This window comes from Streptomyces africanus (assembly GCF_030816955.1).
Taxonomy (GTDB): domain Bacteria; phylum Actinomycetota; class Actinomycetes; order Streptomycetales; family Streptomycetaceae; genus Streptomyces; species Streptomyces africanus.
Genome location: NZ_JAUSYP010000001.1, coordinates 1,217,902 through 1,241,864, shown reverse-complemented (window position 1 = coordinate 1,241,864; position 23,963 = coordinate 1,217,902). Strand labels below are relative to the sequence as shown.

General features: G+C 73.1%; 24 protein-coding genes and 1 riboswitch. Of the genes, 16 read left to right on the top strand and 8 right to left on the bottom strand.

Annotated features, from left to right (window positions below):
• Window positions 1-8: 8 nt before the first annotated feature.
• Window positions 9-536: a gamma carbonic anhydrase family protein gene (locus tag QF034_RS05870; RefSeq protein WP_307179809.1), complete on the bottom strand. Its 528-nt coding sequence runs from the start codon at window positions 534-536 to the stop codon at window positions 9-11.
• Between the two features lie 112 nt (window positions 537-648).
• Between QF034_RS05870 and QF034_RS05865 the strand changes: the two genes are divergently transcribed.
• The 3 genes from QF034_RS05865 (at window position 649) to QF034_RS05855 (ending at window position 2,726) form a co-directional block, all read left to right on the top strand.
• On the top strand, window positions 649-1,413 hold the full coding sequence (locus QF034_RS05865; protein WP_307173931.1) for an acyltransferase: 765 nt from the start codon (window positions 649-651) through the stop codon (window positions 1,411-1,413).
• Between the two features lie 140 nt (window positions 1,414-1,553).
• Window positions 1,554-2,126 (top strand): XRE family transcriptional regulator, encoded by a 573-nt coding sequence (locus QF034_RS05860; protein WP_307173930.1) that lies wholly within the window; start codon window positions 1,554-1,556, stop codon window positions 2,124-2,126.
• Window positions 2,127-2,168: 42 nt separating this feature from the next.
• Window positions 2,169-2,726 carry a YbaK/EbsC family protein gene (locus tag QF034_RS05855; protein ID WP_307173929.1) on the top strand — a complete coding sequence of 186 codons (558 nt, stop codon included), beginning with the start codon at window positions 2,169-2,171 and terminating at the stop codon, window positions 2,724-2,726.
• A 53-nt stretch (window positions 2,727-2,779) separates the two neighbouring features.
• On the opposite strand, the gene QF034_RS05850 is transcribed toward QF034_RS05855, so the two are convergent.
• The 3 genes from QF034_RS05850 to QF034_RS05840 all read right to left on the bottom strand — a co-directional run bounded on the left by QF034_RS05850 (window position 2,780) and on the right by QF034_RS05840 (window position 6,245).
• Complete coding sequence (locus QF034_RS05850; RefSeq protein WP_307173928.1) at window positions 2,780-4,003, bottom strand: 4-hydroxybenzoate 3-monooxygenase; 1,224 nt, start codon at window positions 4,001-4,003, stop codon at window positions 2,780-2,782.
• Window positions 4,004-4,042: 39 nt separating this feature from the next.
• Complete coding sequence (locus QF034_RS05845; RefSeq protein WP_307173927.1) at window positions 4,043-5,683, bottom strand: APC family permease; 1,641 nt, start codon at window positions 5,681-5,683, stop codon at window positions 4,043-4,045.
• Between the two features lie 133 nt (window positions 5,684-5,816).
• The gene (locus QF034_RS05840; RefSeq protein ID WP_086561444.1) at window positions 5,817-6,245 is read right to left on the bottom strand and encodes a CoA-binding protein; all 429 of its coding nucleotides are present in this window, start codon (window positions 6,243-6,245) and stop codon (window positions 5,817-5,819) included.
• Between the two features lie 91 nt (window positions 6,246-6,336).
• Window positions 6,337-6,526: riboswitch (cobalamin riboswitch) on the top strand.
• 69 nt (window positions 6,527-6,595) lie between these two features.
• Between QF034_RS05840 and QF034_RS05835 the strand changes: the two genes are divergently transcribed.
• The 9 genes from QF034_RS05835 to QF034_RS05795 all read left to right on the top strand — a co-directional run bounded on the left by QF034_RS05835 (window position 6,596) and on the right by QF034_RS05795 (window position 16,607).
• Window positions 6,596-7,618: an ABC transporter substrate-binding protein gene (locus QF034_RS05835; RefSeq protein WP_307173926.1), complete on the top strand. Its 1,023-nt coding sequence runs from the start codon at window positions 6,596-6,598 to the stop codon at window positions 7,616-7,618.
• On the top strand, window positions 7,615-8,628 hold the full coding sequence (locus QF034_RS05830) for a FecCD family ABC transporter permease (protein WP_307173925.1): 1,014 nt from the start codon (window positions 7,615-7,617) through the stop codon (window positions 8,626-8,628). Before QF034_RS05835 ends, QF034_RS05830 begins: the two co-directional genes overlap by 4 nt.
• 20 nt (window positions 8,629-8,648) lie before the next feature.
• Entirely contained in the window at window positions 8,649-9,428 is a 780-nt protein-coding gene (locus QF034_RS05825; RefSeq protein WP_307179808.1) for an ABC transporter ATP-binding protein, read from the top strand.
• 294 nt (window positions 9,429-9,722) lie between these two features.
• Window positions 9,723-10,718 carry an ICP22 family protein gene (locus QF034_RS05820; protein ID WP_307173924.1) on the top strand — a complete coding sequence of 332 codons (996 nt, stop codon included), beginning with the start codon at window positions 9,723-9,725 and terminating at the stop codon, window positions 10,716-10,718.
• Window positions 10,715-11,257 carry a SixA phosphatase family protein gene (locus QF034_RS05815; RefSeq protein ID WP_307173923.1) on the top strand — a complete coding sequence of 181 codons (543 nt, stop codon included), beginning with the start codon at window positions 10,715-10,717 and terminating at the stop codon, window positions 11,255-11,257. Before QF034_RS05820 ends, QF034_RS05815 begins: the two co-directional genes overlap by 4 nt.
• A gap of 48 nt (window positions 11,258-11,305) precedes the next feature.
• Window positions 11,306-11,932, top strand: coding sequence for a YigZ family protein (locus QF034_RS05810; RefSeq protein WP_307173922.1), 627 nt, complete (start codon window positions 11,306-11,308; stop codon window positions 11,930-11,932).
• A 192-nt stretch (window positions 11,933-12,124) separates the two neighbouring features.
• Window positions 12,125-12,262: a hypothetical protein gene (locus QF034_RS05805; protein WP_307173921.1), complete on the top strand. Its 138-nt coding sequence runs from the start codon at window positions 12,125-12,127 to the stop codon at window positions 12,260-12,262.
• Between the two features lie 185 nt (window positions 12,263-12,447).
• Window positions 12,448-13,611 carry an exonuclease SbcCD subunit D gene (locus QF034_RS05800; protein WP_307173920.1) on the top strand — a complete coding sequence of 388 codons (1,164 nt, stop codon included), beginning with the start codon at window positions 12,448-12,450 and terminating at the stop codon, window positions 13,609-13,611.
• Window positions 13,608-16,607, top strand: a complete 3,000-nt coding sequence (locus tag QF034_RS05795; protein WP_307173919.1) for an AAA family ATPase — start codon at window positions 13,608-13,610, stop codon at window positions 16,605-16,607. Before QF034_RS05800 ends, QF034_RS05795 begins: the two co-directional genes overlap by 4 nt.
• 2 nt (window positions 16,608-16,609) lie before the next feature.
• On the opposite strand, the gene QF034_RS05790 is transcribed toward QF034_RS05795, so the two are convergent.
• Entirely contained in the window at window positions 16,610-17,056 is a 447-nt protein-coding gene (locus QF034_RS05790; protein WP_307173918.1) for an Lrp/AsnC family transcriptional regulator, read from the bottom strand.
• A gap of 94 nt (window positions 17,057-17,150) precedes the next feature.
• Between QF034_RS05790 and QF034_RS05785 the strand changes: the two genes are divergently transcribed.
• The 3 genes from QF034_RS05785 to QF034_RS05775 all read left to right on the top strand — a co-directional run bounded on the left by QF034_RS05785 (window position 17,151) and on the right by QF034_RS05775 (window position 19,160).
• Window positions 17,151-17,627: a rhodanese-like domain-containing protein gene (locus tag QF034_RS05785; RefSeq protein WP_307173917.1), complete on the top strand. Its 477-nt coding sequence runs from the start codon at window positions 17,151-17,153 to the stop codon at window positions 17,625-17,627.
• Window positions 17,628-17,671: 44 nt separating this feature from the next.
• The gene (locus QF034_RS05780) at window positions 17,672-18,196 is read left to right on the top strand and encodes an immunity 21 family protein (protein WP_307173916.1); all 525 of its coding nucleotides are present in this window, start codon (window positions 17,672-17,674) and stop codon (window positions 18,194-18,196) included.
• 118 nt (window positions 18,197-18,314) lie between these two features.
• Window positions 18,315-19,160, top strand: coding sequence for an SDR family oxidoreductase (locus QF034_RS05775; protein ID WP_307173915.1), 846 nt, complete (start codon window positions 18,315-18,317; stop codon window positions 19,158-19,160).
• Between the two features lie 6 nt (window positions 19,161-19,166).
• Here the strand turns inward: QF034_RS05775 and QF034_RS05770 are convergent, their stop codons facing one another.
• Both QF034_RS05770 and QF034_RS05765 read right to left on the bottom strand, forming a co-directional pair.
• Window positions 19,167-20,858, bottom strand: a complete 1,692-nt coding sequence (locus QF034_RS05770; protein ID WP_307173914.1) for a DUF885 domain-containing protein — start codon at window positions 20,856-20,858, stop codon at window positions 19,167-19,169.
• Window positions 20,859-20,890: 32 nt separating this feature from the next.
• A complete protein-coding gene (locus QF034_RS05765) occupies window positions 20,891-21,382 on the bottom strand; it encodes an Lrp/AsnC family transcriptional regulator (protein ID WP_307173913.1) in 492 nt (163 codons plus the stop codon).
• Between the two features lie 59 nt (window positions 21,383-21,441).
• Between QF034_RS05765 and QF034_RS05760 the strand changes: the two genes are divergently transcribed.
• Window positions 21,442-22,680 carry a trans-sulfuration enzyme family protein gene (locus QF034_RS05760; protein WP_307173912.1) on the top strand — a complete coding sequence of 413 codons (1,239 nt, stop codon included), beginning with the start codon at window positions 21,442-21,444 and terminating at the stop codon, window positions 22,678-22,680.
• Here QF034_RS05760 and QF034_RS05755 read toward each other — a convergent pair.
• Entirely contained in the window at window positions 22,613-23,869 is a 1,257-nt protein-coding gene (locus QF034_RS05755; protein WP_307173911.1) for a GNAT family N-acetyltransferase, read from the bottom strand. The two genes, QF034_RS05760 and QF034_RS05755, sit on opposite strands and share 68 nt — an antisense overlap.
• Window positions 23,870-23,963 lie beyond the last annotated feature (94 nt).

The following is a 23,963-nucleotide window of genomic DNA, read 5'->3' as shown; positions in this document are numbered from 1 at the left end:
CGAACGACCTACGCATGCACCTCACGATGCGCCTTCGCCAACTCGGAGTACATCGTGCCGTTGAGGGTGACCCCCTGCCGCTCCTCCTCCGAAAGCTCCCGCCGGACCTTCGCGGGAACACCCGCGACCAGCGACCCGGGCGGCACGACCATGCCCTGCGGCACCAGCGCCTGCGCGGCGATGAGCGACCCGGCCCCGATCACCGCCCCGTTCAGCACCGTCGCCCCCATCCCGATCAGACAGTCGTCCTCGACGGTCGCCCCGTGCACCACCGCGTTGTGACCGATGCTGACCCGCTCACCCACCGTCACAGGAAACCCCGGGTCCGCATGGAGCGTGCAGTTGTCCTGGACGTTGCTGCTCGCCCCGACGGAGATGCGCTCGACGTCACCCCGCAGCACCGCCCCGTACCAGACACTCGCCCCCGCACCCAGCGTCACGCTCCCGATCACCGACGCCGTCGGCGCCACGAACGCCGTCTCGTCGATCTCCGGCTCCCGGCCCCCGATCCCCGTGATCATCGCCCGCTGTCCCATGCCCGCCTCCAGAAACGTCGTAGACAACGCGCAAACCGTACGACACTCGGTGGGGCGAAGATCACAGGCCTCCAACGCCGCAGGGTGAGCTACCGCTGAGTACCGTGACCTCGTGCCGAAGCGCAAGAACACGTTCTCATCCTGGCGGCGCGGCCTCGCGCAGCGTGCCGTCCATGCGGGCTGGGCCTGGGTGCAGCGCACGGGCTCCGTCACCGCCGAACACCCCGGGCGCTACCGGTTCGGCGCGATGGGAACAGGTACCAGACTCGCTTTCCCGCTCGGCACGGTCTTCGGCGAACCCTGGATCCACATGGGCGCCCACTGCATCATCGGCGAGCAGGTCACCCTCACCGCGGGTCTGATGCCCGACCTCGACCTCGGTCCGGACCCGATCCTGCGCATCGGCGACGGTGTCGTGCTCGGCCGCGGCAGCCACGTCATCGCGGACACGACGGTCACCATCGGCAGCGACTGCTACTTCGGCCCGTACGTCTACGTCACGTCCACGAACCACTCCTACGACGATCCGCACGAACCGATCGGCAAGCAGTGGCCGCGGATGGAGCCGGTGGAGATCGGGCGCGGCTGCTGGATCGGCACGGGCGCGGTCATCCTGCCGGGTGCCCGGATCGGGCGGAACGTGGTCGTGGCCGCGGGCGCGGTGGTCCGGGGCACGGTGCCCGACCACGCCGTGGTGGCGGGCGCGCCGGCCCGCGTCGTACGACGCTGGACACCGGCCGACGGCTGGCAGCCGCCGCTGCGCACGCCGCCGCCGGTGCCGATACCGGAGGGTGTCACGCCCGAGCAGCTGCGCGCCCTGTCGGGCCTGGACGAGGAGACGGCGGCCGGACTCGCTGAGCTGGAGCCGGGATCCTGAACCGCCCCGGCCCCCTGGTGACCAGGGCCGAGAGCGCTGTCATGGGACGGATGCCTCGCAGTACAGTGCGGTGAACGATCAGGTCAACCACACCGTAGTGCAGCGGGCTGCACTGCCTCATGCGGAATATTGGACGGAATGTGTCGGACCTCGACCTGCTGACCCAGTCGCTGGCGCGCAGCGTCAAGCACTGGCGCGCGGTGCGCGGCTTCACGCTGGACGTGCTCGCCGCCCGGGCGGGCGTCAGCCGCGGCATGCTCATCCAGATCGAGCAGGCCCGCACCAACCCCAGTCTCGGCACCGTCGTCAAGATCGGTGACGCGCTCGGCGTCAGCATCACCACCCTCCTCGACTATGAGCAGGGCCCCAAGGTCCGCATCGTCCCCGCCGCACAGGCCGTACGGCTGTGGCACACCGAGGCGGGCAGCTACAACCGGCTGCTCGCGGGCACCGAGGCGCCCGGCCCGCTGGAGATGTGGGACTGGCGGCTCATGCCCGGCGAGAGCAGCGCGTCCGACCCGCACCCCGCGGGCACCATGGAGCTGCTCCACGTCACGGCCGGGGAGCTGACGCTCACCGTCGACGGCGTGGAGCACCGCGTCCCCGCGGGCGCGAGCGTGTCCTTCGAGGCCAACCTCCCGCACACGTACGGCAACACCGGCGAGGTGCCGATGGAGATGATGATGGCCGTCTCGGTTCCGCCGGTGACCTGAGACGCCCGGTCCGAGGGCGCCCGGTCTTGCTAGCGTGCGGCCATGCGCGCACCCATCGGACACTTCGACGACGCCCGTCCGGCCCCCGTCTGCCTCGACGAGCTCACCGGCCCGGTCGCCGACGCCGTACGCCAGTGGCGCGGCAGCGTCCCGGCCGACCAGATCCTCTACGTCGACACCGACCCGCAGTGGGCCGACACCGCCACCTTCGTGGAGCACTACGGCCGTGACCTGCTGGAGCGGTCCGCGAACTGCGTGGTGGTCGCGGGCAAGCGCGGCGGCGAGACCACCCTCGCCGCGAGCGTCGTACTGTCCACCACCCGGGTGGACGTCAACGGCGTCGTACGCCGCCAACTCGGCGCCCGCAAGGCCTCCTTCGCCGCGATGGACACGGCGACCGGGGAGACCGGCATGGAGTACGGCGGCATCACCCCGCTCGGACTGCCGGGCGGCTGGCCCGTGCTGGTGGACGCGGCCGTCGTCGATCTGCCGTACGTGCTGGTCGGCAGCGGCCGGCGGCGGGGCAAACTGCTGGTGCCGGGCAAGGCCTTCGCGGAACTGCCGGGCGCGGTGGTGCTGGAGGGGCTCGGGGTCGCCTGAGGGCAGGTCCCGTGCCGCCGCGTGGTGGGTCAGCGGCTGGTGCGCGTCATGGATCAGTACCGCGCGGCCGTCCCGAGGTACTGCTCGGCGAAGGCCGCGGCGGCCGCGGGCGAGGTGAACAGGCGACGCAGGCGGGCCAGTGTCGTGCCCGCGCGGAACGGGTCGCCCGCCGCCGCGCCGTGGTACACCTCGGACAGCCACTGCGAGAACTCCTGGTAGTCCCACACCCGCCGCAGGCACGCCTGCGCGTAGCCGCCGAGGCCGCTGTCGTCCCCGCTGGTCAGCTGGGCCACCAGGGCGTCGCCGAGCAGGAAGGCGTCGTGCAGGGCGAGGTTCATGCCCTTGGCGGCGATGGGGGCGACCAGGTGGGCCGCGTCACCGGCGAGGAAGAGCCGGCCGGAGACCATCGGCTCGACCACGTAGTCGTGCATGTCCAGCACACGCTTCTCGATCAGCCGCCCCTCGGTCAGCGGCGGCACACCGGACGCGCCGAGCCGCTCCCGGAGTTCCGCCCAGACGCGCTCGTGCGGCCAGTTCTCCGGGTCGTCGCCCGGCGGGCACTGGAGGTAGTAGCGGGTCACCTCCGGGCTGCGGGGCATCTGCCCGGCGAACCCCTTGGCGTGGCAGCCGAACAGCACGCCGTCGGCGGACGGCGGCGCCTCGGCGAGCAGGGCCAGCCAGCCGATGCCGTAGTCGTGCCGCGCGATGCGCACCTGTTCCGGCGGCAGGGCGGCCCGTGTCACCCCGCGCGCCCCGTCGCAGCCGGCCACGAAGTCGCAGTGGACGATGCGGTGTTCACCCGTCTCCGGGCAGGTGTACGACACCGAGGGCCGGTCGGAGTCGATGTCGTGCACCCGCACGTCCCGGACCCCGAAGCGGATCTGTCCGCCGCGCACGTCGGCGTACTCGCGCACCAGGTCCGTCACCAGCAACGGCTGCGGGTAGACGAAGTGGTGACTGCCGGTCAGCTCCGCGTAGGGGAACCGGTACCGCTCGCCGTCGAAGCGGAACTCGCACGCGGAGTGCAGCTCCGCGCGGTCCAGCAGATTCCGCGCGAGGCCACGCTTCTCCAGGCCCCGTACGGCCCACTCCTCGATGACTCCGGCCCGGGGCCGCTGTTCTATGAACTCCCGCGTCTCGGTCTCCAGCACCAGGCAGTCCACGGCCGCGGCCCGCAGGATGTTGCCGACGGTCAGCCCGGCGGGACCGGCGCCCACGACAACGACTGGGAAGCGTTGCGGGGCGCCGGAGTCGGGAGGCGGGGAGGCTTGGGTCATGCGCTCATTATGGAGGCCCCGGCCGCGCGGGGGGCGGTGTCAGTGGACGGTCGCCTCGGTGACGGCCACCCCCCCGATGCTCCGCTCGATCTCCTCCGGCCGGGACGCCGAGGCCCGGGCCCAGTAGTAGATCCCCAGGGAGAACACCGTGATGACCGCCATGTCCCACCACAGTCCGATGTGCCCCTGGCCGCCGAAGCCGCCCTGCCAGGAGATGACGCCCATGCCCAGCAGGTAGACGGGCAGCCACTGGGCGGCCCTCCAGTCGAGCCGGGGTGCGTCGGGCAGTTGCTTGCGGGTGGCGTACCAGGCGTATCCGCCGAGCAGGACGTAGCCGAGGACGATGGCCACACCGAGCCGCCACAGGGTGTCCCACGTCGACCAGTAGATGATGAGGTCGGCCACGACGAACGACAGCGGGGAGACGACGTTCCCGCCGGGCAGCCGGTAGGGCCGTGCCCGGTGCGGCAGCCGGTCGGCGAAGACGCCGTACGCCAGCGGGGCGCCCGCGTACATCAGCACGCTCGCCGAGGTGATGAAGCCGACCAGCTGCTGCCAGCTCGGGAACGGCAGGAAGCAGACCACGCCGGTCACGAAGGAGACGATCAGGCCGAACCACGGCACGCCGCGCGCGTCGGTGCGCGTGAAGATCTTCGGCGCGTAGCCGTTGCGGGCCAGGCCGTAGGAGACGCGGGAGGTGGCGGTGGTGTAGATCAGGCCGGTGCCGCCGGGGGAGACGACCGCGTCCAGGTACAGGACCACGCTCAGCCAGCCGAGCCCCAGCAGGGTGGCCAGCCCCGCCCAGGGGCCGCTGATACCGGGGTAGTCGAGCTTGGCCCAGCCGTGCGCGAACGAGGCCAGCGGCAGGGCCGCGATGAAGACGATCTGGAGCAGGACGTAGATCCCGGCCCCGATGGCGACCGAGCCGAGCGTCGCGCGGGGCAGGTCACGGGCCGGGTCGCGGCTCTCACCCGCCAGCTGGATCGCCTGCTCGAAGCCCAGCAGGGCGAAGATGATGCCGCTGGAACTCACGGCGCTCAGCACGCCGTGGGCGCCGAACGGGGCGAAGCCGTGCTCGGTGAAGTTGCCCGGGTGGAAGTTGCCGGCCGCGATGATGAAGATCGCGGCCAGCGGCACGGCCACCTTCCACCAGGTGGCGGCGCTGTTGGTGTGCGCCAGGAGCCGCACACCGAGGAAGTTGACCACGACGAACACGGCCATGAGGAGGACGGCGACGACGAACCCGCTGGTCGTCAGCGTCCCGTCCTTGGCGTGCTGGAAACCCTGCGCCCAGTGCCAGTGCCCGGCGTAGCCGATCATGGCCTCGACCTCGATCGGTGCCACGGTCGCCGCCTGGAGCCAGGAGAACCAGCCGAAGGACATGCCGGCCAGTCCGCCGAACGCGTAGTGCGGATAACGTGCCGTGCCGCCCGCGACCGGGAACATGCCGCCGAGTTCCGCGTGCACCAGGGCCAGCAGCACGATCCCGACCGCGCCGATCAGCCACGACAGAATCGCCGCGGGCCCGGCCGCCACGACCGCCTTCTCGGCGCCGTACAGCCACCCGGAGCCGATGATGGAACCGACCGACGCCCACATGAGCCCGATCAGTCCGACGTCCCGGCGCAGTCCGCCCGGACCCCCCTTTACCCCCGCTGCTGCCTGGTCGACGCTCACCATGAATGAAGGGGCCTCTCATAAAAGAACTCGTGAGTTCTGCGAGCAAGAGGCCTCAGATTAGGAATCGGTCATCCGGCGGCAGAAGGCGAGTTGTGCAGCCTTGACCCGGCCCGGGCATTTCCTGGAAAGCGCTTCAGGAATTCTGTACGCCGTGATGAGGAAGTCGTGGGATCTCGATCGCCGGGCAGCGGTCCATCACCATCTCCAGGCCCGCGGCGCGGGTCCGGTCGTACGCCGCCTCGTCGATGACGCCGAGCTGGAACCACACGGCCTGCGCTCCCTTCGCGACCGCCTCGTCCGCGACGGCTCCGGCGAGATCGCTGTTCACGAACACGTCCACGACGTCCACGTCGAAGGGGATGTCCGCCAGGCTCGCGTACCCCTGCTCGCCGTGCACCGTCTCCGCCTTGGGATGCACGGGCACGACGCGCTTGCCGAAGCGCTGGAGCACGGCGGCGACGCCGTACGCCGCGCGCTGCCGGTTCGACGACAGGCCCACCACGGCCCAGGTGTCGCCGAGCTCGGTGAGGATCCTGCGGACCGTTGCCTCGTCGCCGTACACCGGCGGCCTCCTCGTACGTCGCGTAAGTGCTGCTGGGGACTCCCCTGGATGCAACGGCGCAGGGCGGGCGGTGATTCCCCCGAGCTCGCCGTGATAGCTTGCCGAGGCCAGTCGAACCCATGTACGTGGGTCAGGGAATCCGGTGCGAATCCGGAACTGACGCGCAGCGGTGAGGGGGACGGGCGGGGCCTCGGCCACTGGACGGCGCGTGTGACGTCCGGGAAGGCGCTCCGCACCGGACGAACCCGAGTCCGAAGACCTGCTGGCGGCCCCCGCGGCCGTTCGCGGCGGGGGAGCACCGTACGACCGGGCTCCGCGATCGAGCCCTCGACGACTGAGGACTGGTTTCCGTGCCCCTCGCCCGACCCGCCCGTGCCGCCGTCCTGCTCGCGGTCGGCTCCCTGCTCCTGGCCGGCTGCGGCGACTCGAAGGCCACCACGACGAAAGCCGCCGTCACGCTCGGCAACTGCGGCCACGAGGTGCGCGTCGAGGCCCCGCCGCAGCACGCCGTCTCCCTCAACCAGGGCACCACCGAGATCCTGCTCTCGCTCGGCCTCGCCGATCGCCTCGCGGGCACCGCCACCTGGACCGACCCCGTGATGAAGGGGCTGGCGAAGGCCAACGCGAAGGTGCCGCGCATCGCCGACAACAACCCGTCCTTCGAACGGGTCCTGGACGCCGACCCCGACTTCGTCGCCGCCTCCTTCGTCTCCACCCTCGGCAAGGGCGGCGTCGCCACCCGCGAGCAGTTCGAGAAGCTCGGCCTCCCCACGTACGTCTCCCCGTCGGACTGCGCCGGCAAGGACAACTCCGGCGACGGCGACGGCGACGGCGCGCGCGCCAAGGCGCTGGGCATCGACACCGTCTACGGCGAAGTACACGACCTGGCCACCGTGTTCGGGGTGAAGGAGCGGGGCGACAAGCTCGTGGCCTCCCTCCAGCGGCGCATGGCGAAGGCCACGCAGGGCATCCACGCCTCGGACGTCACCCTCCTGTACTGGTTCGCCAACTCCGAGTCGCCCTACATGGCGGGCTGTTGCGGGGCGCCCGGCATCATCACCCGGGCCCTCGGCGCGAAGAACGTCTTCGACGACACGCACGAGGAGTGGCCGCAGACCAACTGGGAGACGGTCGCCGAACGTGACCCCGATGTCCTCGTCATCGGCGACCTGACCCGCACGTCGCAGACCGCCGAGTCGGCCGCGCGGAAGATCGCCTTCCTGGAGTCCAACCCCGTGACCCGGAACATGGACGCGGTGAGGCACAAGCGGTACGTGCTGCTCAGCGGGCAGGCCATGAACCCGACCATCCGCACGGTCGAGGGCGTGGAACAGGTCGCCGCCCAACTGCGCGAGTTCGGGCTCGTGAAGTGACCGTCCGCGGGCCCGCGCTCGGTGTCGCGGGCGCCTTGCTGCTGGTGGTCTCCCTGGCCCTGGCGATCACCGTCGGCCCGGCCGACATCCGGGTCGCGGACGTCTGGTCCGTCGTCGCGGCCCATCTCGGTCTCGGCAGTGCCGACCTGACGCCGATCCGCGACGGGATCGTCTGGCAGCTGCGGCTGCCGCGCACCCTGCTCGCGGCCGTGTGCGGGGCCGGACTGGCCGTCTGCGGGGCGGTGATGCAGTCGCTGCTGCGCAACCCGCTCGCCGACCCGTTCGTGCTCGGGGTGTCCTCCGGCGCCTCCACCGGCGCGGTCGTGGTCGTCGTCCTGGGCGTGGGCGGCGGTGCCGTCTCGGTGTCCGCGGGCGCGTTCCTCGGCGCCCTGGTGTCCTTCGCGCTGGTGCTGCTGCTCAGCCACACCCTCGGCGGCACCACCGACCGGGTCGTCCTCGCGGGCGTCGCCGCCATGCAGCTCTTCTCCGCGCTCACCTCCTTCGTCGTGATGACCGCCGCCGACGCCGAGACGACCCGGGGCGTGCTGTTCTGGCTCCTCGGCTCGCTCGGCGGCGCGGGCTGGACCGATGTGTGGCTGTGCCTGGCCGTCCTGGCCGTGACGCTGGTGGTGTGCCTGTGGTACGCCCGTACCCTCGACGCCTTCGCCTTCGGGCAGGACGCGGCGGCCGCGCTCGGGGTGTCCGTGGCCCGCACCCGCCTGGTGCTGCTGTGCGTCACGGCCCTGCTCACGGCCGCGCTGGTCAGTTCGGCCGGGGCGATCGGCTTCGTCGGGCTGGTCCTGCCGCACGCCGCGCGGGCCCTGGCCGGCCCCGGGCACGTCCGGCTGCTGCCGGTCACGGCCCTCGCCGGAGCGGTGTTCCTGGTGTGGGTCGACACCCTCGCCCGTACGGTGCTGGATCCCCAGGAGGTGCCGGTGGGCGTCGTGACGTCACTGATCGGGGTTCCGGCGTTCGTGGTCGTGCTGTACCGGACGCGGAGGGTGCGGTGAGCGGGGCGGCGGGAGCAGCGGTGTCCGGCGCCGGGTTGCGGGCCGACCGGGTCGGTCGCCGTGCCGACGGGCGTCTCATCCTCGACGGGGTCGTCCTCGCGCCCGAGACCGGCTCCACCGTCGGTGTCCTCGGCCCCAACGGCTCCGGCAAGTCCACCCTGCTGCGGCTGCTGGCCGGGTTGCTCACCCCGACCGCCGGAGTCGTCACCCTCGACGGCACCCCGCTGGGCGACCTGCCCCGCCGCACCGTCGCCCGCCGGCTCGCCGTGGTCGAGCAGCAGGCCGACACACAGGTCGAGTTGACGGTGGTGGACGTCGTACGGCTGGGCCGCGTGCCGCACCGGCGCGCCTGGACGCCGACATCGCAAGACGACGAACGGGCCGTGCGCGACGCCCTGCAGCGCACCGGCCTCGCCGAACGCGCCGACCAGCCCTGGCACACCCTCTCGGGCGGCGAACGCCAGCGGGTGCAGATCGCCCGCGCGCTCGCCCAGGAACCCCGCGAACTCCTCCTGGACGAGCCCACCAACCACCTCGACATCCACCACCAGCTCGACCTGCTCTCCCTGGTCACGGGCCTGCCGGTCACCACCGTCGTCGCCCTGCACGACCTCAACCTCGCGGCGATGTACTGCGACGAGGTCGTCGTCCTGAGCGCGGGGCGGGTCGTGGCGGGCGGCGCCCCGGGCGATGTCCTGACGGAGGAACTCATCGCCGAGGTGTACGGCGTACGGGCCGCCGTCAGCCGTGACGGCCCCGAGCAGCGGCCGCATGTGCGGTTCCTCGGGACGCTGGGCTGAGCGGGCGGGGGCGATGCACGCCACGGTGGCCCTGGGGCGTGTCCGCAAAGTCCCGCCTGCCCCGCGACGCCCTGCACGCCCTCTCGCCGCACCGGGCCCCCAGAGCACGCACCGGACGCCGCTGGGCCCGCCCTCCGGGCGGACGACGGGACTTTACGGACACGCCCCAGGCGTGGTTCCCGCCCCGGTGCCCTGGTCCGTCCGGCACGCCATTGGTGGGGTGTTCCCGCCACGGTGGCCGGAAAAAGCCGCACAAGCCTGCGTGCGCCCGCCCACCCGGCCTACGCTCGCCTCGTGCTGCGCATCATCGACGCCCGGACCGGCGAGCCGGTCGACGCCGCTCCGGCCCGCCGGGGCCTGACCCGTGTCGAAGTACACGCGCCCGGCTCCGACCTGACCAACCTGCGGGTGCTGCTCGTGGCGGATCTGCTCGTGCGGGCGCTGGAGCTCGGCGGCACACCGGTGTGGGCCCTGCTGACCGGCGGGCGCCGCCAGGCCGAGCTGCGCGCGGACGCCACGGCCCTCGGCATCCGCCCCTTCGAGGACAGCCCCGACGTCAGCGCCGGACTCGGCGAGGCCCAGGTCGTTCATGTCGCCGCCGAGGGCGGGGAGACGCCTGACGGGGTCCGGATCGCTGTCGCGCCTGTCGAGACGACCGGACCGGCCACGTCGGTCGGCGCGTCGGCGGAATCGCGCCTGCCGGTCGGCGAATCGGCGAAGCCAGGCCCGCCCAGCGGCCGGCCGGCCGAACCGGACCCGTCGGCCGGTGAGTCGGCGATGCCGAACCCGCCGAGTGGCCGGTCGGCCGGGCCGGACCCGTCGGCCGGTGAGTCGGCGATGCCGAACCCGCCGAGTGGCCGGTCGGCCGAGCCGGGCCTGCCGGCCGGTGAGTCGGCGACGTCGGACCCGTCGCGCGGCCAGTCGGTGGGATCCGGCCCGCTGGGCGGTGTCGACCCCGCCGTCCTGCGCCTCGCCCTGTTCACGCGGCACCACAAGGCCCCCGTCCGGCTGGAGGCGGACGTCCTCAGGGAGGCCGAGGCCACGCTCGCCCGGTGGCGCGGTGCCGTTGCCCGTTGGGCCCGGCGGCCCTCCCGGCCCGTGCCCGACGACGTGCGCGGGCGGCTGCGCGACGCCTGGGACGAGGATCTGGACGTGCCCCGGGTGCTGGACGTGCTGCGGGGCGTGGAGAACGAGCCGGATCTGCCGGACGGCGCCCGGTTCGAGACGTACGCCTACGCCGACCGGCTCCTCGGCCTCGAACTCACCCGCGATCTGGGAGCCCCGGCATGAGGGAGCGCGCCGGAGCGGGCCCGCCGCGCCGCCTGGTCGTGCTGCGGCACGCCAAGTCCGCCTGGCCCCTCGATGTCACCGACCACGAGCGCCCGCTCGCCCCGCGTGGCCGCCGCGACGCACCCGCCGCCGGTCAGGCCTTGGCCGAAGCGGACTGCCTGCCCGACCTCGCGCTGTGCTCCACCGCCGTACGCGCCCGCCGGACCTGGGAACTGGCCGCCGCCGAGTGGGGCACGCCCCCGCCGGTCCGGTTCGACCGGCGCCTGTACGCCGCGAGCCCCGCCGGTCTGCTGGCCGTCGTGCACGAGGTGTCCGCCGAGGTGGAGACACTGCTGCTGATCGGGCACAACCCGGGCCTGGAGGAACTCGTCCTGGCACTCGCCGGTGACGGCCCCGACGACACGCTGGAGCGGGTCCGCACCAAGTTCCCGACGTCGGCCGTCGCCGTACTGTCCTGGTACGGCACGACCTGGCGGGCCCTCATCCCCGGCGCCGCGCTGCTCACCTCCCTGACCGTGCCGCGGGGCGAGAAGAAGTAGCCCCGGGCCGGTCCGGCTCGTCCCCGGGCTCGCGCATAGGGTGGCCGGATGCAGGACGAATACCGCACGGTCGCCCGCGCCGGCGTGCACGAGACCGAGGTCAACCGCTCCCGCTTCCTGTGCTCCCTCGCCCCGGCGGCCACCGAGCAGGAGGCGCAGGACTTCATCGCCGCGATCCGCAAGGAGCACGCCGACGCCTCCCACAACTGCTGGGCCTACGTCATCGGCGCCGACGCGTCCGTCCAGAAGGCGAGCGACGACGGGGAACCCGGCGGCACCGCCGGCGTCCCCATGCTCCAGATGCTGCTGCGCCGCGACATGCGGTACGTCGTCGCCGTCGTCACGCGCTACTTCGGCGGGGTCAAGCTCGGCGCGGGCGGACTCATCCGGGCGTACGGCGGAGCGGTCGGCGAGGCCCTGGACACCCTCGGCACGCGCACCCGCCGCCGGTTCCGGCTGGCCACGGTCACCGTCGACCACCAGCGCGCCGGCAAGCTGGAGAACGACCTGCGGACCACCGGGCGCGAGGTGCGGGACGTCCGCTACGGGGAGGCGGTCACCATCGAGATCGCCCTCCCTGACGCCGATGTGGAGGCCTTCCGGGGGTGGCTCGCCGACGCGACCGCCGGAACGGCCGGCTTCGAACCGGGCGGGGAGGCGTACGGCGACGCCTGACGCGCGGTCAAGCTCTCGTGAGGCGCCCGGGGGCCGGCCCGGCGGGCGTCAGCGCCGGGGAGCGGGACGGCGGACCCCAGCGCGCGGTCGAGACCGTCGCACGCAGGAAGGTCAGGGTTCCCGGCCGCGCTGAGGGCGAAGCAGACGTACGTCCACCATGGCCGGCCGTGCTCACCGCCGAGGATCAGCGGGATGAGCACGAAAGGCAGCAGCACGGCGGTGAAGACGGCGCCGGCGATGCCGAGCCGCGGCAGATCGGCGCTGCGGCTCTCGGTGACGGCGGGCACCCTGGACCGGTGGATGCGGACGTACGACATCGCGCCGGAGTGAACGGTTCCACGACATATATGCGGGCATTTCCCCTGAACTGACGCCCGATGGGTGGGGCATCCCGAGGTTCGTGAGGGACCAGGTGTCCGCACGGGTTAGCGTGGTGGGTGCTGACAGCGAGCCGTGCCGGCTCGCGCGGATCGTGGAGCGGTAGCAGGGGGAGACATGCGGGTCGGAGCGGCGTCGTGAGACTGCTGCACACGTCCGACTGGCACCTCGGCCGGTCGTTCCACCGCGTGAACATGCTCGCCGCCCAGGCCGAGTTCATCGGCCACCTCGTCACGACCGTGCGCGAGCGGGCCGTGGACGCGGTGGTCGTGTCCGGGGACGTGTACGACCGGGCCGTGCCGCCGCTCGCCGCGGTCGAGCTGTTCGACGACGCCCTGCACCGCCTCGCCGACCTCGGCGTGCCGACGGTGATGATCTCCGGGAACCACGACTCGGCCCGCCGGCTGGGCGTCGGCGCGGGCCTCATCGGCCGGGCCGGCATCCACCTGCGCACCGAGCCGTCGGCGGCCGGCACCCCCGTGGTGCTGGCCGACGCCCACGGAGACGTCGCCTTCTACGGCCTGCCCTACCTCGAACCGGCCCTGGTGAAGGACGAGTTCGGCGTGGACAAGGCCGGGCACGAGGCCGTGCTCGCCGCCGCCATGGACCGGGTCCGCGCCGACCTCGCCACACGGGCGCCCGGCACGCGCTCCGTCGTCCTCGCGCACGCCTTCGTCACCGGCGGCGAACCCAGCGACAGCGAACGGGACATCACCGTCGGCGGCGTGGCCGCGGTGCCCTCCGGTGTCTTCGACGGCGTCGACTACGTGGCGCTCGGGCATCTGCACGGCTGCCAGACCCTCACCGACCGCGTCCGCTACTCCGGCTCCCCGCTGCCCTACTCCTTCTCGGAGGCCCGGCACCGCAAGAGCATGTGGCTCGTCGACCTGGCCGCCGACGGCACCCTCGACGCCGAGCGTCTCGACTGCCCGGTGCCGCGCGCCCTGGCGCGGATCCGCGGCACCCTGGAGGACCTGCTCGCCGACCCGGCGCTGGCGCGGCACGAGGAGGCGTGGGTCGAGGCGACGCTCACCGACCCGGTCCGCCCGGCCGACCCGATGGCCCGGCTCACCGAGCGCTTCCCGCACACCCTCAGCCTGGTCTTCGACCCCGACCGGACCGAGGACGACCCCGAGGTGTCGTACGCCCGGCGCCTCGCCGGCCGCAGCGACCAGCAGATCGCGGAGGACTTCGTCGCCCACGTGCGCGGCGCCGGACCCGACGCGCACGAACAGGACGTGCTGCGGGACGCCTTCGACGCGGTGCGGGCCGACGAGACCGTACGGGAGGTCGCCCGGTGAGGCTCCACCGGCTGACGGTCACCGCCTTCGGGCCCTTCGGTGGCACCCAGACCGTCGACTTCGACGAGCTGTCCGCGGCCGGGCTGTTCCTGCTGCACGGACCGACCGGCGCCGGCAAGACCTCCGTCCTCGACGCCGTGTGCTACGCCCTGTACGGCTCGGTGCCGGGCGCCCGGCAGGGCGGCGGCGGCCAGGGCACGGCCCTGCGCAGCGACCACGCCGCCCCGGCGACCCGCACGGAGGTCACCCTCGAACTCACCGTGGCCGGACGCCGCCTGGAGCTCACCCGGCAGCCGCCCTGGGAACGCCCCAAGAAACGCGGCACCGGCACGACCCTCGACAAGGCCCAGACCTGGCTCCGCGAGTACGACACCACGGCCGGCGCCTGGAAGGACCTCAGCCGCTCCCACCAGGAGATCGGCGAGGAGATCACCCAACTGCTCGGCATGAGCCGGGAGCAGTTCTGCCAGGTCGTCCTGCTGCCGCAGGGCGACTTCGCACGGTTCCTGCGCGCCGACGCCGAGGCCCGCGGCAAGCTGCTGGGCCGCCTCTTCGACACCCGCCGCTTCGCCGACGTCGAGAAGCGCCTCGCCGAGCGCCGCCGCGCCACCGAGGCCCAGGTCCGGGACGGGGACGCCGCGCTGCTGGCCGACGCCCACCGCATGCAGCAGGCCGCGGGCGACACCATGCGCCTGCCGGACCTGGCCCCCGGCGAACCGGGACTCGCCGAGGCCGTGCTGGGCGCCGCCGCCATCGCCCGCAGCACCGCCCGCGAACAGCTCACCGTCGCCGAGTGCACGCTCGCCGCCGCCGAGTCCGCGCAGGCCGCCGCCGGCCGCTTCCTCGACGACGTACGCGAACTCGCCCGGCTCCAGCGGCGGTTCACCGAGGCGCGGGAACGATCGGCGCGCCTGGAGGAGGGAGCCGGGGCGTACCGGGAGGCGCAGGCGCTCATGGAGCGGGCCCGCAAGGCCGAGGCGGTCGCGCCCGCCCTGGAGCTGCGGGAGTCCGCCGAGGCCGAACACCGGCGGGCGGCCGACGCCGAGGCACGCGCGCGTGCCCTGCTGCCCGAGACCTTCGCCGACGCGGGCGCGGCCGGACTCGCCGCCGCGGCCCGCCGGGCCGCCGAGGAACTGGGCGGACTGGACTCGGCCCGCCGCGCCGAGCGGCGGCTGGCCGAACTCCTCGACGAACGCGCCGGCCTGGACCGTCAGGAACGCGCCGACGCCGACGTCCTTCAGGAAGCGGACGCCTGGCTCGACGGCTGGGAGGAGACCCGCACCGCCCTCCAGGCCCGCGTCGACTCCGCGCAGCAGGCCGCCGCCCTCGCCGAACAGCTCGCCGTACGGCGCGAGCCCGCGCGGCAGCGGCTGCAGGCCGCCCGGCTGCGCGACCAGCTCGCCAAGGACACGCAGCAGGCCGTCGAGCGGGTCCGCACCGCGCAGGAGGAAGCGCTGCGCGCCAAGCAGTACTGGCTCGACCTCAAGGAACAGCGCCTGACCGGCATCGCCGCCGAACTGGCCGCGCATCTCACCGACGGCGAGCCCTGCGCCGTCTGCGGTGCCACCGAACACCCCGCCCCCGCCCGCAAGGTCGCCGGGCACGTCGACCGCGAGGCCGAGGAACACGCCCTGGCCGCCTACCAGGACGCCGACGAACAGCGCGCCGAGGCAGAGCGGAACCTCGGTGCCGTCCGGGAGTCCCTGGCCGCCGCCACCGCCGAGGCCGGTGACACATCCACCGAGCAACTCGCCTGCGAAGCCGAGGAGTTGGAGGAGCAGTACGCGCAGGCCCGGCGGGGCGCCGCCGAGCTGCACGCCGCGCAGGAGCGGCTGCGGCAGGCCGGGCACGAGCACGAGCGGCGCGTCGCCGCCCGGCAGGAGGCCGCCGTGCGCAGCGCCGCCCGGGTCGGCCACCGGGAGCGGCTGGAGAGCGAACGCACCGCCCTGGAGGAGGAGCTGGACCGGGCGAGAGGCGCCCTGGACAGCGTCGCCGCCCGGGCCGCACAACTGGAGCGCCGGACCGCGCTGCTCACGGACGCCGCCGACGCCGCCCGCGCCGCCGACGACACCGCCCAGCGGCTCAAGGACGCCGACGCCCGCCTCGCCGACGCCGCCTTCCGCGCCGGCTTCGACACTCCGCGGGACGCGGCCGATGCCCTCCTCGACGACGCCGCCCACCGCCAACTGCAACGCCGCCTGGACGCCTGGCAGAACGAGGAGGCCGCCGTACGGGCCGTCCTCGCCGAGGCCGACACCGCGGCCGCCGCCCGGCAGCAGCCGGCCGACCTCGCGTCGGCGCAGCTCGCCGCCGACACCGCGGCCCGCCGGCTGCGCGAGGCCGCCTCCGCACACGACGCCGCCGTCCGGCGCTGCGCCGAACTCGACCGGCTCTCCGCCCGGGCGACCGCCTCCGTCCGCCGACTGGCGCCGCTGCGCGAGGAGTACGACCGGGTCGCCCGCATGGCCGGCCTCACCGCCGGCACCTCGGCCGACAACGAACGCCGGATGCGCCTGGAGTCGTACGTGCTGGCGGCCCGCCTGGAACAGGTCGCCGCCGCCGCGACCGTACGGCTGCGGCGCATGTCGTCCGGCCGCTACACCCTCGTCCACTCCGACGACCGCACCGGACGCGGCCGCAGCGGACTCGGACTGCACGTCGTCGACGCCTGGACCGGCCGCGAGCGGGACACGGCGACGCTGTCCGGCGGCGAGACGTTCTTCGCCTCGCTCGCCCTCGCCCTCGGCCTCGCCGACGTCGTCACGGACGAGGCGGGCGGGGTGCGCCTCGACACCCTCTTCATCGACGAGGGCTTCGGCAGCCTCGACGACCAGACCCTCGACGAGGTCCTCGACGTCCTCGACTCCCTGCGCGAACGCGACCGCAGCGTCGGCATCGTCAGCCACGTGCCCGACCTGCGGCGGCGGATCCACGCCCAACTGGAGGTCGTCAAGGGCAGGTCCGGGTCGGTGCTGCGGCAGCGCGGCGTGGGCTGAGATCAGCGGCCGAGCGGACGCCGGGGGAGCGGCGAGGAGTACACGACGCTCGTCGTCACCGAGCCCAGCGCACCGATCCGCCCGGACACCTCCTCCAGGTGGCGCATCGAGCGGGCCGTGACCTTGATGACGAAACAGTCGTCCCCGGTGACGTGGTGTGCCTCCAGGATCTCGGGCGTGGCGGCGACGAGGTCATGGAAGGGCTTGTAGTTCCCGGTGGGGTACCGGAGACGTACGAACGCCAGGATCGGCAGTCCCAGCTTCTCCGGATCGACCACCGCCGCGTAGCCCTGGATGACCCCGGCCTCCTCCATCCGCCGCACCCGTTCGGTGACCGCGCTCGCGGACATGGAGACGGCACGGGCCAGCTCGGTGAAACTGGCCCGGCCCTCCCGCTGGAGGACGTCGAGGATGCGCCAGTCGGTGGCGTCCGGGGAATACACGGTCATCCCCGAGGAATAGCAGCGAAATCCCCGGCGGATCAAGCGGGATGCCGGGGATCGTCACTTCAGGGCGTGGAGCAGTGGCCGTAGCTTTCTCGGCATGACGACCATCACCGTGAATCCCGTGCTGCGCGTGGCCCCCGCCGCCCCGGCCGAGGCCGCCGTCCACTTCCGCGCCGGTCTCGCCTTCCACACCGACGTGTCCGACGTCGCCGCCGCGCTCGCCGCCGACGGCGAGACCGGCTTCGTGTTGGTCGACTCCCGCTCCACCGAGGCCTGGGACCAGGGCCACATACCCGGCGCCGTCCATCTGCCGACCGCGCTCGTCGGCGAGCAGGCCGGACAGCTCCTCGACAGGTCGGTGCCGGTTGTGACCTACTGCTGGGGCCCCGGCTGCAACGGCGCCGCCCGTGCCGCCTTGGCACTCGCGGAACTCGGCTACCGGGTCAAGGAGATGCTGGGCGGCTTCGAGTACTGGGTGCGCGAGGGCTTCGAGTTCGAGACCTGGCAGGGTCGCGAACGCCGTGCCCCGGATCCCCTGACGGCTCCGGTGGACGGCGGCGACTGCGGCTGCTGACCCCCCAAGCTCTGAAGGAAGTTGACCCTGTAGGTTCTTGCGCCATGGTGCGATACGCGGAGCCGGGCGTCGTGGAATGGGTGGAATCGGGCGGCGGGCCGCTGATAGCGGTGCCGGAGACGGTTCTGCCGTTCTGGGCGGGTGCCGACGGCGAGGAGACGGCGTCGGACTACGACCGGGCCTGCGAGGTGGACGGGCACGTGGGGCTCCTGCCGGTCGGCGACTGCACGGCGCTGGTGCTGGGGGACGAGCCCGCCTCGACGGCGTATCTGCCCGACCACGGGATGTTCGTCCGGTGGTGCGCGGGGAATTCCGAGGACGAGTTGCTGGCGAGTGTGCCGGTGGCTGTCGATACGGCGGAGTGGGAGCCGGAGGTTCTCTGGGAGGTGCCCGGGGCTGTGTTTCTTTTCGACGCGGCGTGGCCTGGGGCTGAGCCGGGCCCTTCGGGGATCGAGCGGGTTCGGGTGAGGTTGCAGCCGGGGCGTTACGCGGTTCGGGCGGCTCGGGTGCAGCCGGGGGCTGAAACGTGGTTGGGCTTGGTCCAGTTGCGGTTGCTTGCTCCTAGGTAGCCGTTGGGTGCGGTTGTCTGGCGTGTGCGGGTTGTCTGTGGCTTGTCGCGCAGTTCCCCGCGCCCCCAGGGGGTGATATTCGCGTGCGTCGGTTATCAGGTCCGGCCACGATGATCGTATGCCTCGACTTCCTCAGCCCGGTCCCGAAGAACTGCGCCGTGATCCCCTGCCCCTGCGGGGGCGTGCCGCCCTGGTGACCGGGGCCAGTCGGCGTGGGGGCATCGGGCATGCAGTGGCCCGGCGGCTTGCCGCCTACGGCGCCAGTGTCTATCTGCATCATCATGTGCCGCACGATGCCGGCCAGCCCTGGGGCGCCGATCGTCCCGAGGACGTCGTCACGTCCGTGCGGGAGGCGCTCGGGGATCCCGAAGCCCGGGTCGTCGCCGGGCCCGGGGATCTGGGCGATCCCGCCGTGGCCGGTGAACTCGTCGGCAGGGCCGCCGAGGCGCTCGGCGGGCGGCTCGACATCCTCGTCGCCAACCACGCGCAGAGCGGGTTCGACGGCTCCCTGGACGAGATCGACACGGCGATGCTCGACCGGCACTGGGCGGTCGACACCCGCTCCGTGATCCTGCTGATCCAGGCCTACACGCGGCTGCGGTCCGCACTGCCGCCGCGCAGCCCGGCCGGACGCGTCATGATGATGACCTCCGGCCAGGACATCGCGGGCGGCATGCCCGGGGAGCTCGCCTACGCCCTGCAGAAGGGCGCCCTCGCCTCCGTCACCCGGTCCCTCGCGACGGCGCTCGCCGAGCACGCGGTCACCGTGAACACCGTCAACCCCGGGCCCGTGGACACGGACTACATGACCGGTGCGGACTACGAGGCCATCGCGGAGCTGTTCCCGGCCGGGCGGTGGGGTATGCCCGACGACCCGGCCCGCCTCATCGCATGGCTGGCCACGGACGAGGCGGAGTGGGTCACCGGGCAGGTCATCGACTCCGAGGGGGGCTTCCGCCGCTGACTGCCTCTAGAGCCGGGACAGTTCGTCGACGAGGTCGTCCAGACCCAGCGAGCCCTGCGACAGCGCCGCCATGTGCCAGGCCTTCAGGTCGAAGGCGTCGCCGCGCCGGGCGCGGGCCTTCTCGCGGCCCAGCAGCCAGGCCCGCTCGCCGAGCTTGTAGCCGATGGCCTGGCCCGGCATGGACAGATAGCGGGTCAGCTCGCTCTCCACGAAATCCGCGGGCCGGCTGCTGTGCGAGCCGAAGAACTCCTGCGCCAGCTCGGGTGTCCAGCGTTCGCCCGGGTGGAAGGGGGAGTCGTCAGGGATCGTCAGCTCCAGGTGCATGCCGATGTCGATGATGACGCGTACGGCACGCATCATCTGCGCGTCCAGGTAACCGAGCCGGCGCTCCGCGTCCGTCAGGAAGCCCAGCTCGTCCATCAGCCGCTCGGCGTACAGGGCCCAGCCCTCGGCGTTGGCGCTCACCATGCCGACACTCGCCTGGTAGCGGGAGAGGTTCTGCGCCACGTGCTTCCACTGGGCCAGCTGGAGATGGTGGCCGGGCACGCCCTCGTGGTACCAGGTCGACACCAGGTCGTAGACGGGGAAGCTCGTCTCGCCCATGGTCGGCAGCCAGGTGCAGCCCGGGCGCGTGAAGTCGTCCGACGGCGGCGTGTAGTACGGCGCTGCGGCGCTGCCCGGAGGGGCGATGCGCGACTCCACCCGGCGCACCCGCTCGGCCAGGTCGAAGTGGGTGCCGTCGAGCGCGTCGATCGCCTCGTCCATCAGGGACTGCAACCAGTCGCGCACCTCGTCGACGCCCTCGATGTGCGTGCCGTGCTCGTCCAGGTGCGCCAGCGCCACCCACGGCGTGGCGGCACCCGGCAGGATCTTCTCGGCCTCCGCCCTCATCTCGCCGAGGAGGCGGTGGTACTCGGACCAGCCGTACGCGTACGCCTCGTCCAGGTCGAGGTCCGTGCCGTTGTAGTAGCGCACCCAGCGCGCGTACCGCTCCCGGCCCACCACGTCCGGTGCGCCCTCGACCGCCGGCGCGTACACGTCCCGCATCCAGTCGCGCAGGCCTACGACCGCCTCGGTGGCCGAGCGGGCCGCCGTGTCCAGCTCGGACCGCAGCGCCTCGGGGCCGGCGGCCGCGAAGGTCTCGAACCAGCCGCGGCCCTCGCCGCCGGCGTCCGCCCACTCGCCGAGCTGCTCCACGAACGTGGCCGTGGCACGAGGCCCGCCGTACAGCTTCCGCTCCAGGCCGAGCGCGAGGGACTCCCGGTACCCCTCCAGCGCGGCCGGGACCGCGCGCAGCCGCTCGGCGATCGCCGCCCAGTCCTCCTCCGACTGCGCCGGCGTCACGGTGAACACCTGCCGCACCGCATGGGCGATGGAGCTCAGATTGCTGACGGACCGCAGGCTCTCCTCGGCTTCGTGCACGCCGAGGTCCGCGATGAGCCGCTCGCGCAGCAGCCGCCCGCAGCGGCGCTCGATGTCACTGTCCGCGCCGGGCCGCCGCTCCGCCTCGTCCAGCCGGGCCAGCGTCCGGCGCGCCAGCTCGGCGAACGCCTCCTGGCCCGCGGGAGAGGTGTCGGGCAGCTTGCCCGAACTCTCCTTGACGCCGAGGAACGTACCGGTGATCGGGTCGAGGGCGATGAGCTCGTCGACATACGCGTCGGCGACCTCACGGGGCAGCGGGCTCTTGGTCTCAGACATGCCGCCCATCCTCGTACGCGCGGCAGCGCACGTCATCCGGATTGAGCCGAGGGCGAAGGCGGCAGCAGCGGCCCGCACTCCCACTGCTGGAAGATCAGCCGGGTCTCCACCCGCGCCACCTCCCGCCGCGAGGTGAACTCGTCCAGCACGAGCCGCTGAAGGTCGGTCATGTCGGCGACCGCGACATGGACGAGGTAGTCGTCCGGCCCGGTCAGGTGGAAGACCGTCCGCGACTCCGGCAGGGCGCGGATCCGCTCCACGAACGGCCCCACCAGCTCGCGCCGGTGCGGCCTGACCTGCACCGACAGCAGCGCCTCCAGGCCTCGCCCCAGCTTGGCCGGGTCCAGCTCCAGCCGGTGCCCGAGGATCACGCCCGAGCGGCGCAGCCGGGTCACCCGGTCCAGACAGGTCGACGGCGCCACCCCGACCTGTGCGGCGAGGTCCCGGTACGTCGTCCGGGCGTCGTTCTGCAACAGCCGCAGCAGGTGGAGATCCACCGGGTCCAGTACGACAGATTCGCCCATCGGCCGAACGTAGCACGGGGGTCCCGCCCTGAGGGCCGGTCGGTGTTCACCCTTCCGTCATGGACACAGCGAGCATGGGCGCCCACGACGCCGTACGCACCGCACCGAGAGCACTCGCCACCGAGGCCGTCCACGCCGGGCGGGACGACCTCGCCCGGCAGGGCCTGCACGCCCCGCCGATCGACCTGTCCACCACCTACCCGTCGTACGACAGCCGCGGCGAGGCGGCCCGGATCGACGCGTTCGCCGCCACCGGCGCGGACCCGGACGGCCCGCCCGTCTACGGGCGCCTCGGCAACCCGACCGTCGCCCGCTTCGAGACCGCGCTGGCCCGCCTGGAGGGCAGCGAGGCGGCCGTCGCGTTCGCCAGTGGCATGGCCGCCCTGAGCGCCGTCCTGCTCGTCCGCGCCTCCATGGGGCTGCGGCACGTGGTGGCCGTACGACCCCTCTACGGGTGCAGCGACCATCTGCTGACCGCCGGACTGCTGGGCTCTGAGGTGACCTGGACCGACCCGGCGGGGATCGCGGAGGCCCTGCGTCCGGACACCGGCCTGGTGATCGTGGAGTCACCGGCCAACCCCACGCTCGCCGAGGTGGACCTCCGGGCCGTCGCACACGCCTGCGGCTCGGTGCCGCTGCTCGTGGACAACACGTTCGCCACGCCGGTGCTCCAGCGCCCCGCCGAACAGGGCGCACGGCTGGTGCTGCACAGCGCCACCAAGTACCTCGGCGGCCACGGGGACGTGCTGGCGGGCGTGGTCGCCTGCGACGAGGAGTTCGCGGGCCGGCTGCGGCAGGTCCGCTTCGCCACGGGCGGCGTCCTGCATCCGCTGGCCGGCTATCTGCTGCTGCGCGGCCTGTCCACCCTCCCCGTCCGGGTACGGGCCGCCTCCGCCAACGCCGCCGAACTCGCCCACCGCCTCGCCGCCGACCCGCGCGTAACGCGTGTGCACTACCCGCGCATCGGCGGCGCGATGGTCTCCTTCGAGATACACGGCGACCCCCACGAGGTCATCGCCGGCGTCCGCCTCATCACCCCGGCGGTGAGCCTCGGCAGCGTGGACACCCTCATCCAGCACCCGGCGTCCATCAGCCACCGCATCGTGGACGCGGACGACCGCAGGGGGGCCGGGGTGAGCGACCGCCTCCTGCGCATGTCGGTGGGCTTGGAGGACGTGGACGACCTCTGGTCGGATCTCGACCAGGCGCTGAAGCGCCTCGAAACTGCCCCTACGGCGCTGAGGTGCTCCCCACCTCACCCGCACCCGTCGAAACAGATTCACCCAGCCGCGCAGTGATCACCAGGGTCCCCTCCTCGACCTGATAGTCGAGGGGGAGGCCCAGCCCCCGCATCGCCGCGACCATCCCCGTGTTGGACGCCTGCGTCACGGCGTACACGCTCCTGCAGCCCCCCTCCGCCGCCATCGCGACCAGCCGCCCCAGCAACTCCCCGCCGACCCCGCGCCGCTGCCACGCGTCCTCGACGATCAACGCGATCTCCGTCTCGTCCCCGTCCCACAGCAGATGCCCGAGACCGACGAGCCGCCCGGAGGCCGTCTGCACGGCGAGGGTCCGGCCGAAACGCGGACTGAGCAGGTGGTTGAGATAGCGGTCGGCGTCACCGACCGGCCCGTGGTAGCGCAGCCTGAGCGTGCGGTCCGAGCACCGCTCGTGCATCGCCCTGGCCGCCTCCAGATCACGCGTGTCGGCCCGGCGCACGGTGATGTCACTGCCCTCGGCCAGCGTGAGCACGTCCCGGCCGTGCGGGACGCGCGGCCCGAGCCGGGCGTCCAGTTCCACCAGGGCCCTGGCCCGGGCGAACTCGGTCGGTGTGAAGGGCAGATACGGCCGCTCCACGGTGATCACGCCGCCCTCCGGGGCGCGCAGGCGCATCACCGTGTCGTCGAGGGCTCCCTCCACCGGGACACCGTCGGCCGCCCGGGCGCCGCCGGCCGGTGCGGGCTGGGAACGGATCGTGCACCGGCCCAGCAACTGGCGCAGCGCCAGAGGCAGTTCCGCGGCGTCCAGGGCGGTCCGGGCGGCGAGTCCGAGGATCCGGGTCGGCGCGTCCACCAGGTCGTGGGCGTCGGCCCGCTCGATCCAGGTGTCGGTGCCGCCGGCCGTGCGGACCGCCGTGGCGATCCCGGAGGCGGCCAGTTCGCCCGGGGCACGCAGCAGGAACTCGTCCACCGTGCCCTCGGCCAGCGGATGCGTCTGGAGGCTGAGGATGTCGACCCGGTGCCCGGCGAGGGCCGTGCACAGGGCCGCCAGCGATCCCGGCTCGTCCTTCACCGTGGTCCGCATCCGCCACAGCGTGTTCGCCCCCGGCACCGGCTCCGGTGCCGGGGACTCCGTATCGTCCGACGGCGGCGCGTGTTCGTGGCGTCGTGTTCGCCAGGTGTGGAGCGCCGCCGTGACCCGCTGCCACGGGGTGGCGGGGCGGCAGTCGTTCTGCAGGTTGGTCACTTCAGTCACTTTTCGCGTCATGCACCCACTGTGACCGAACGGTGTTGCGTGATCACGAACGTATTGTGACTGGCGGGTAAAAGGGCTGGCTTGCCCGCTTTATCAAGCCTTCAAA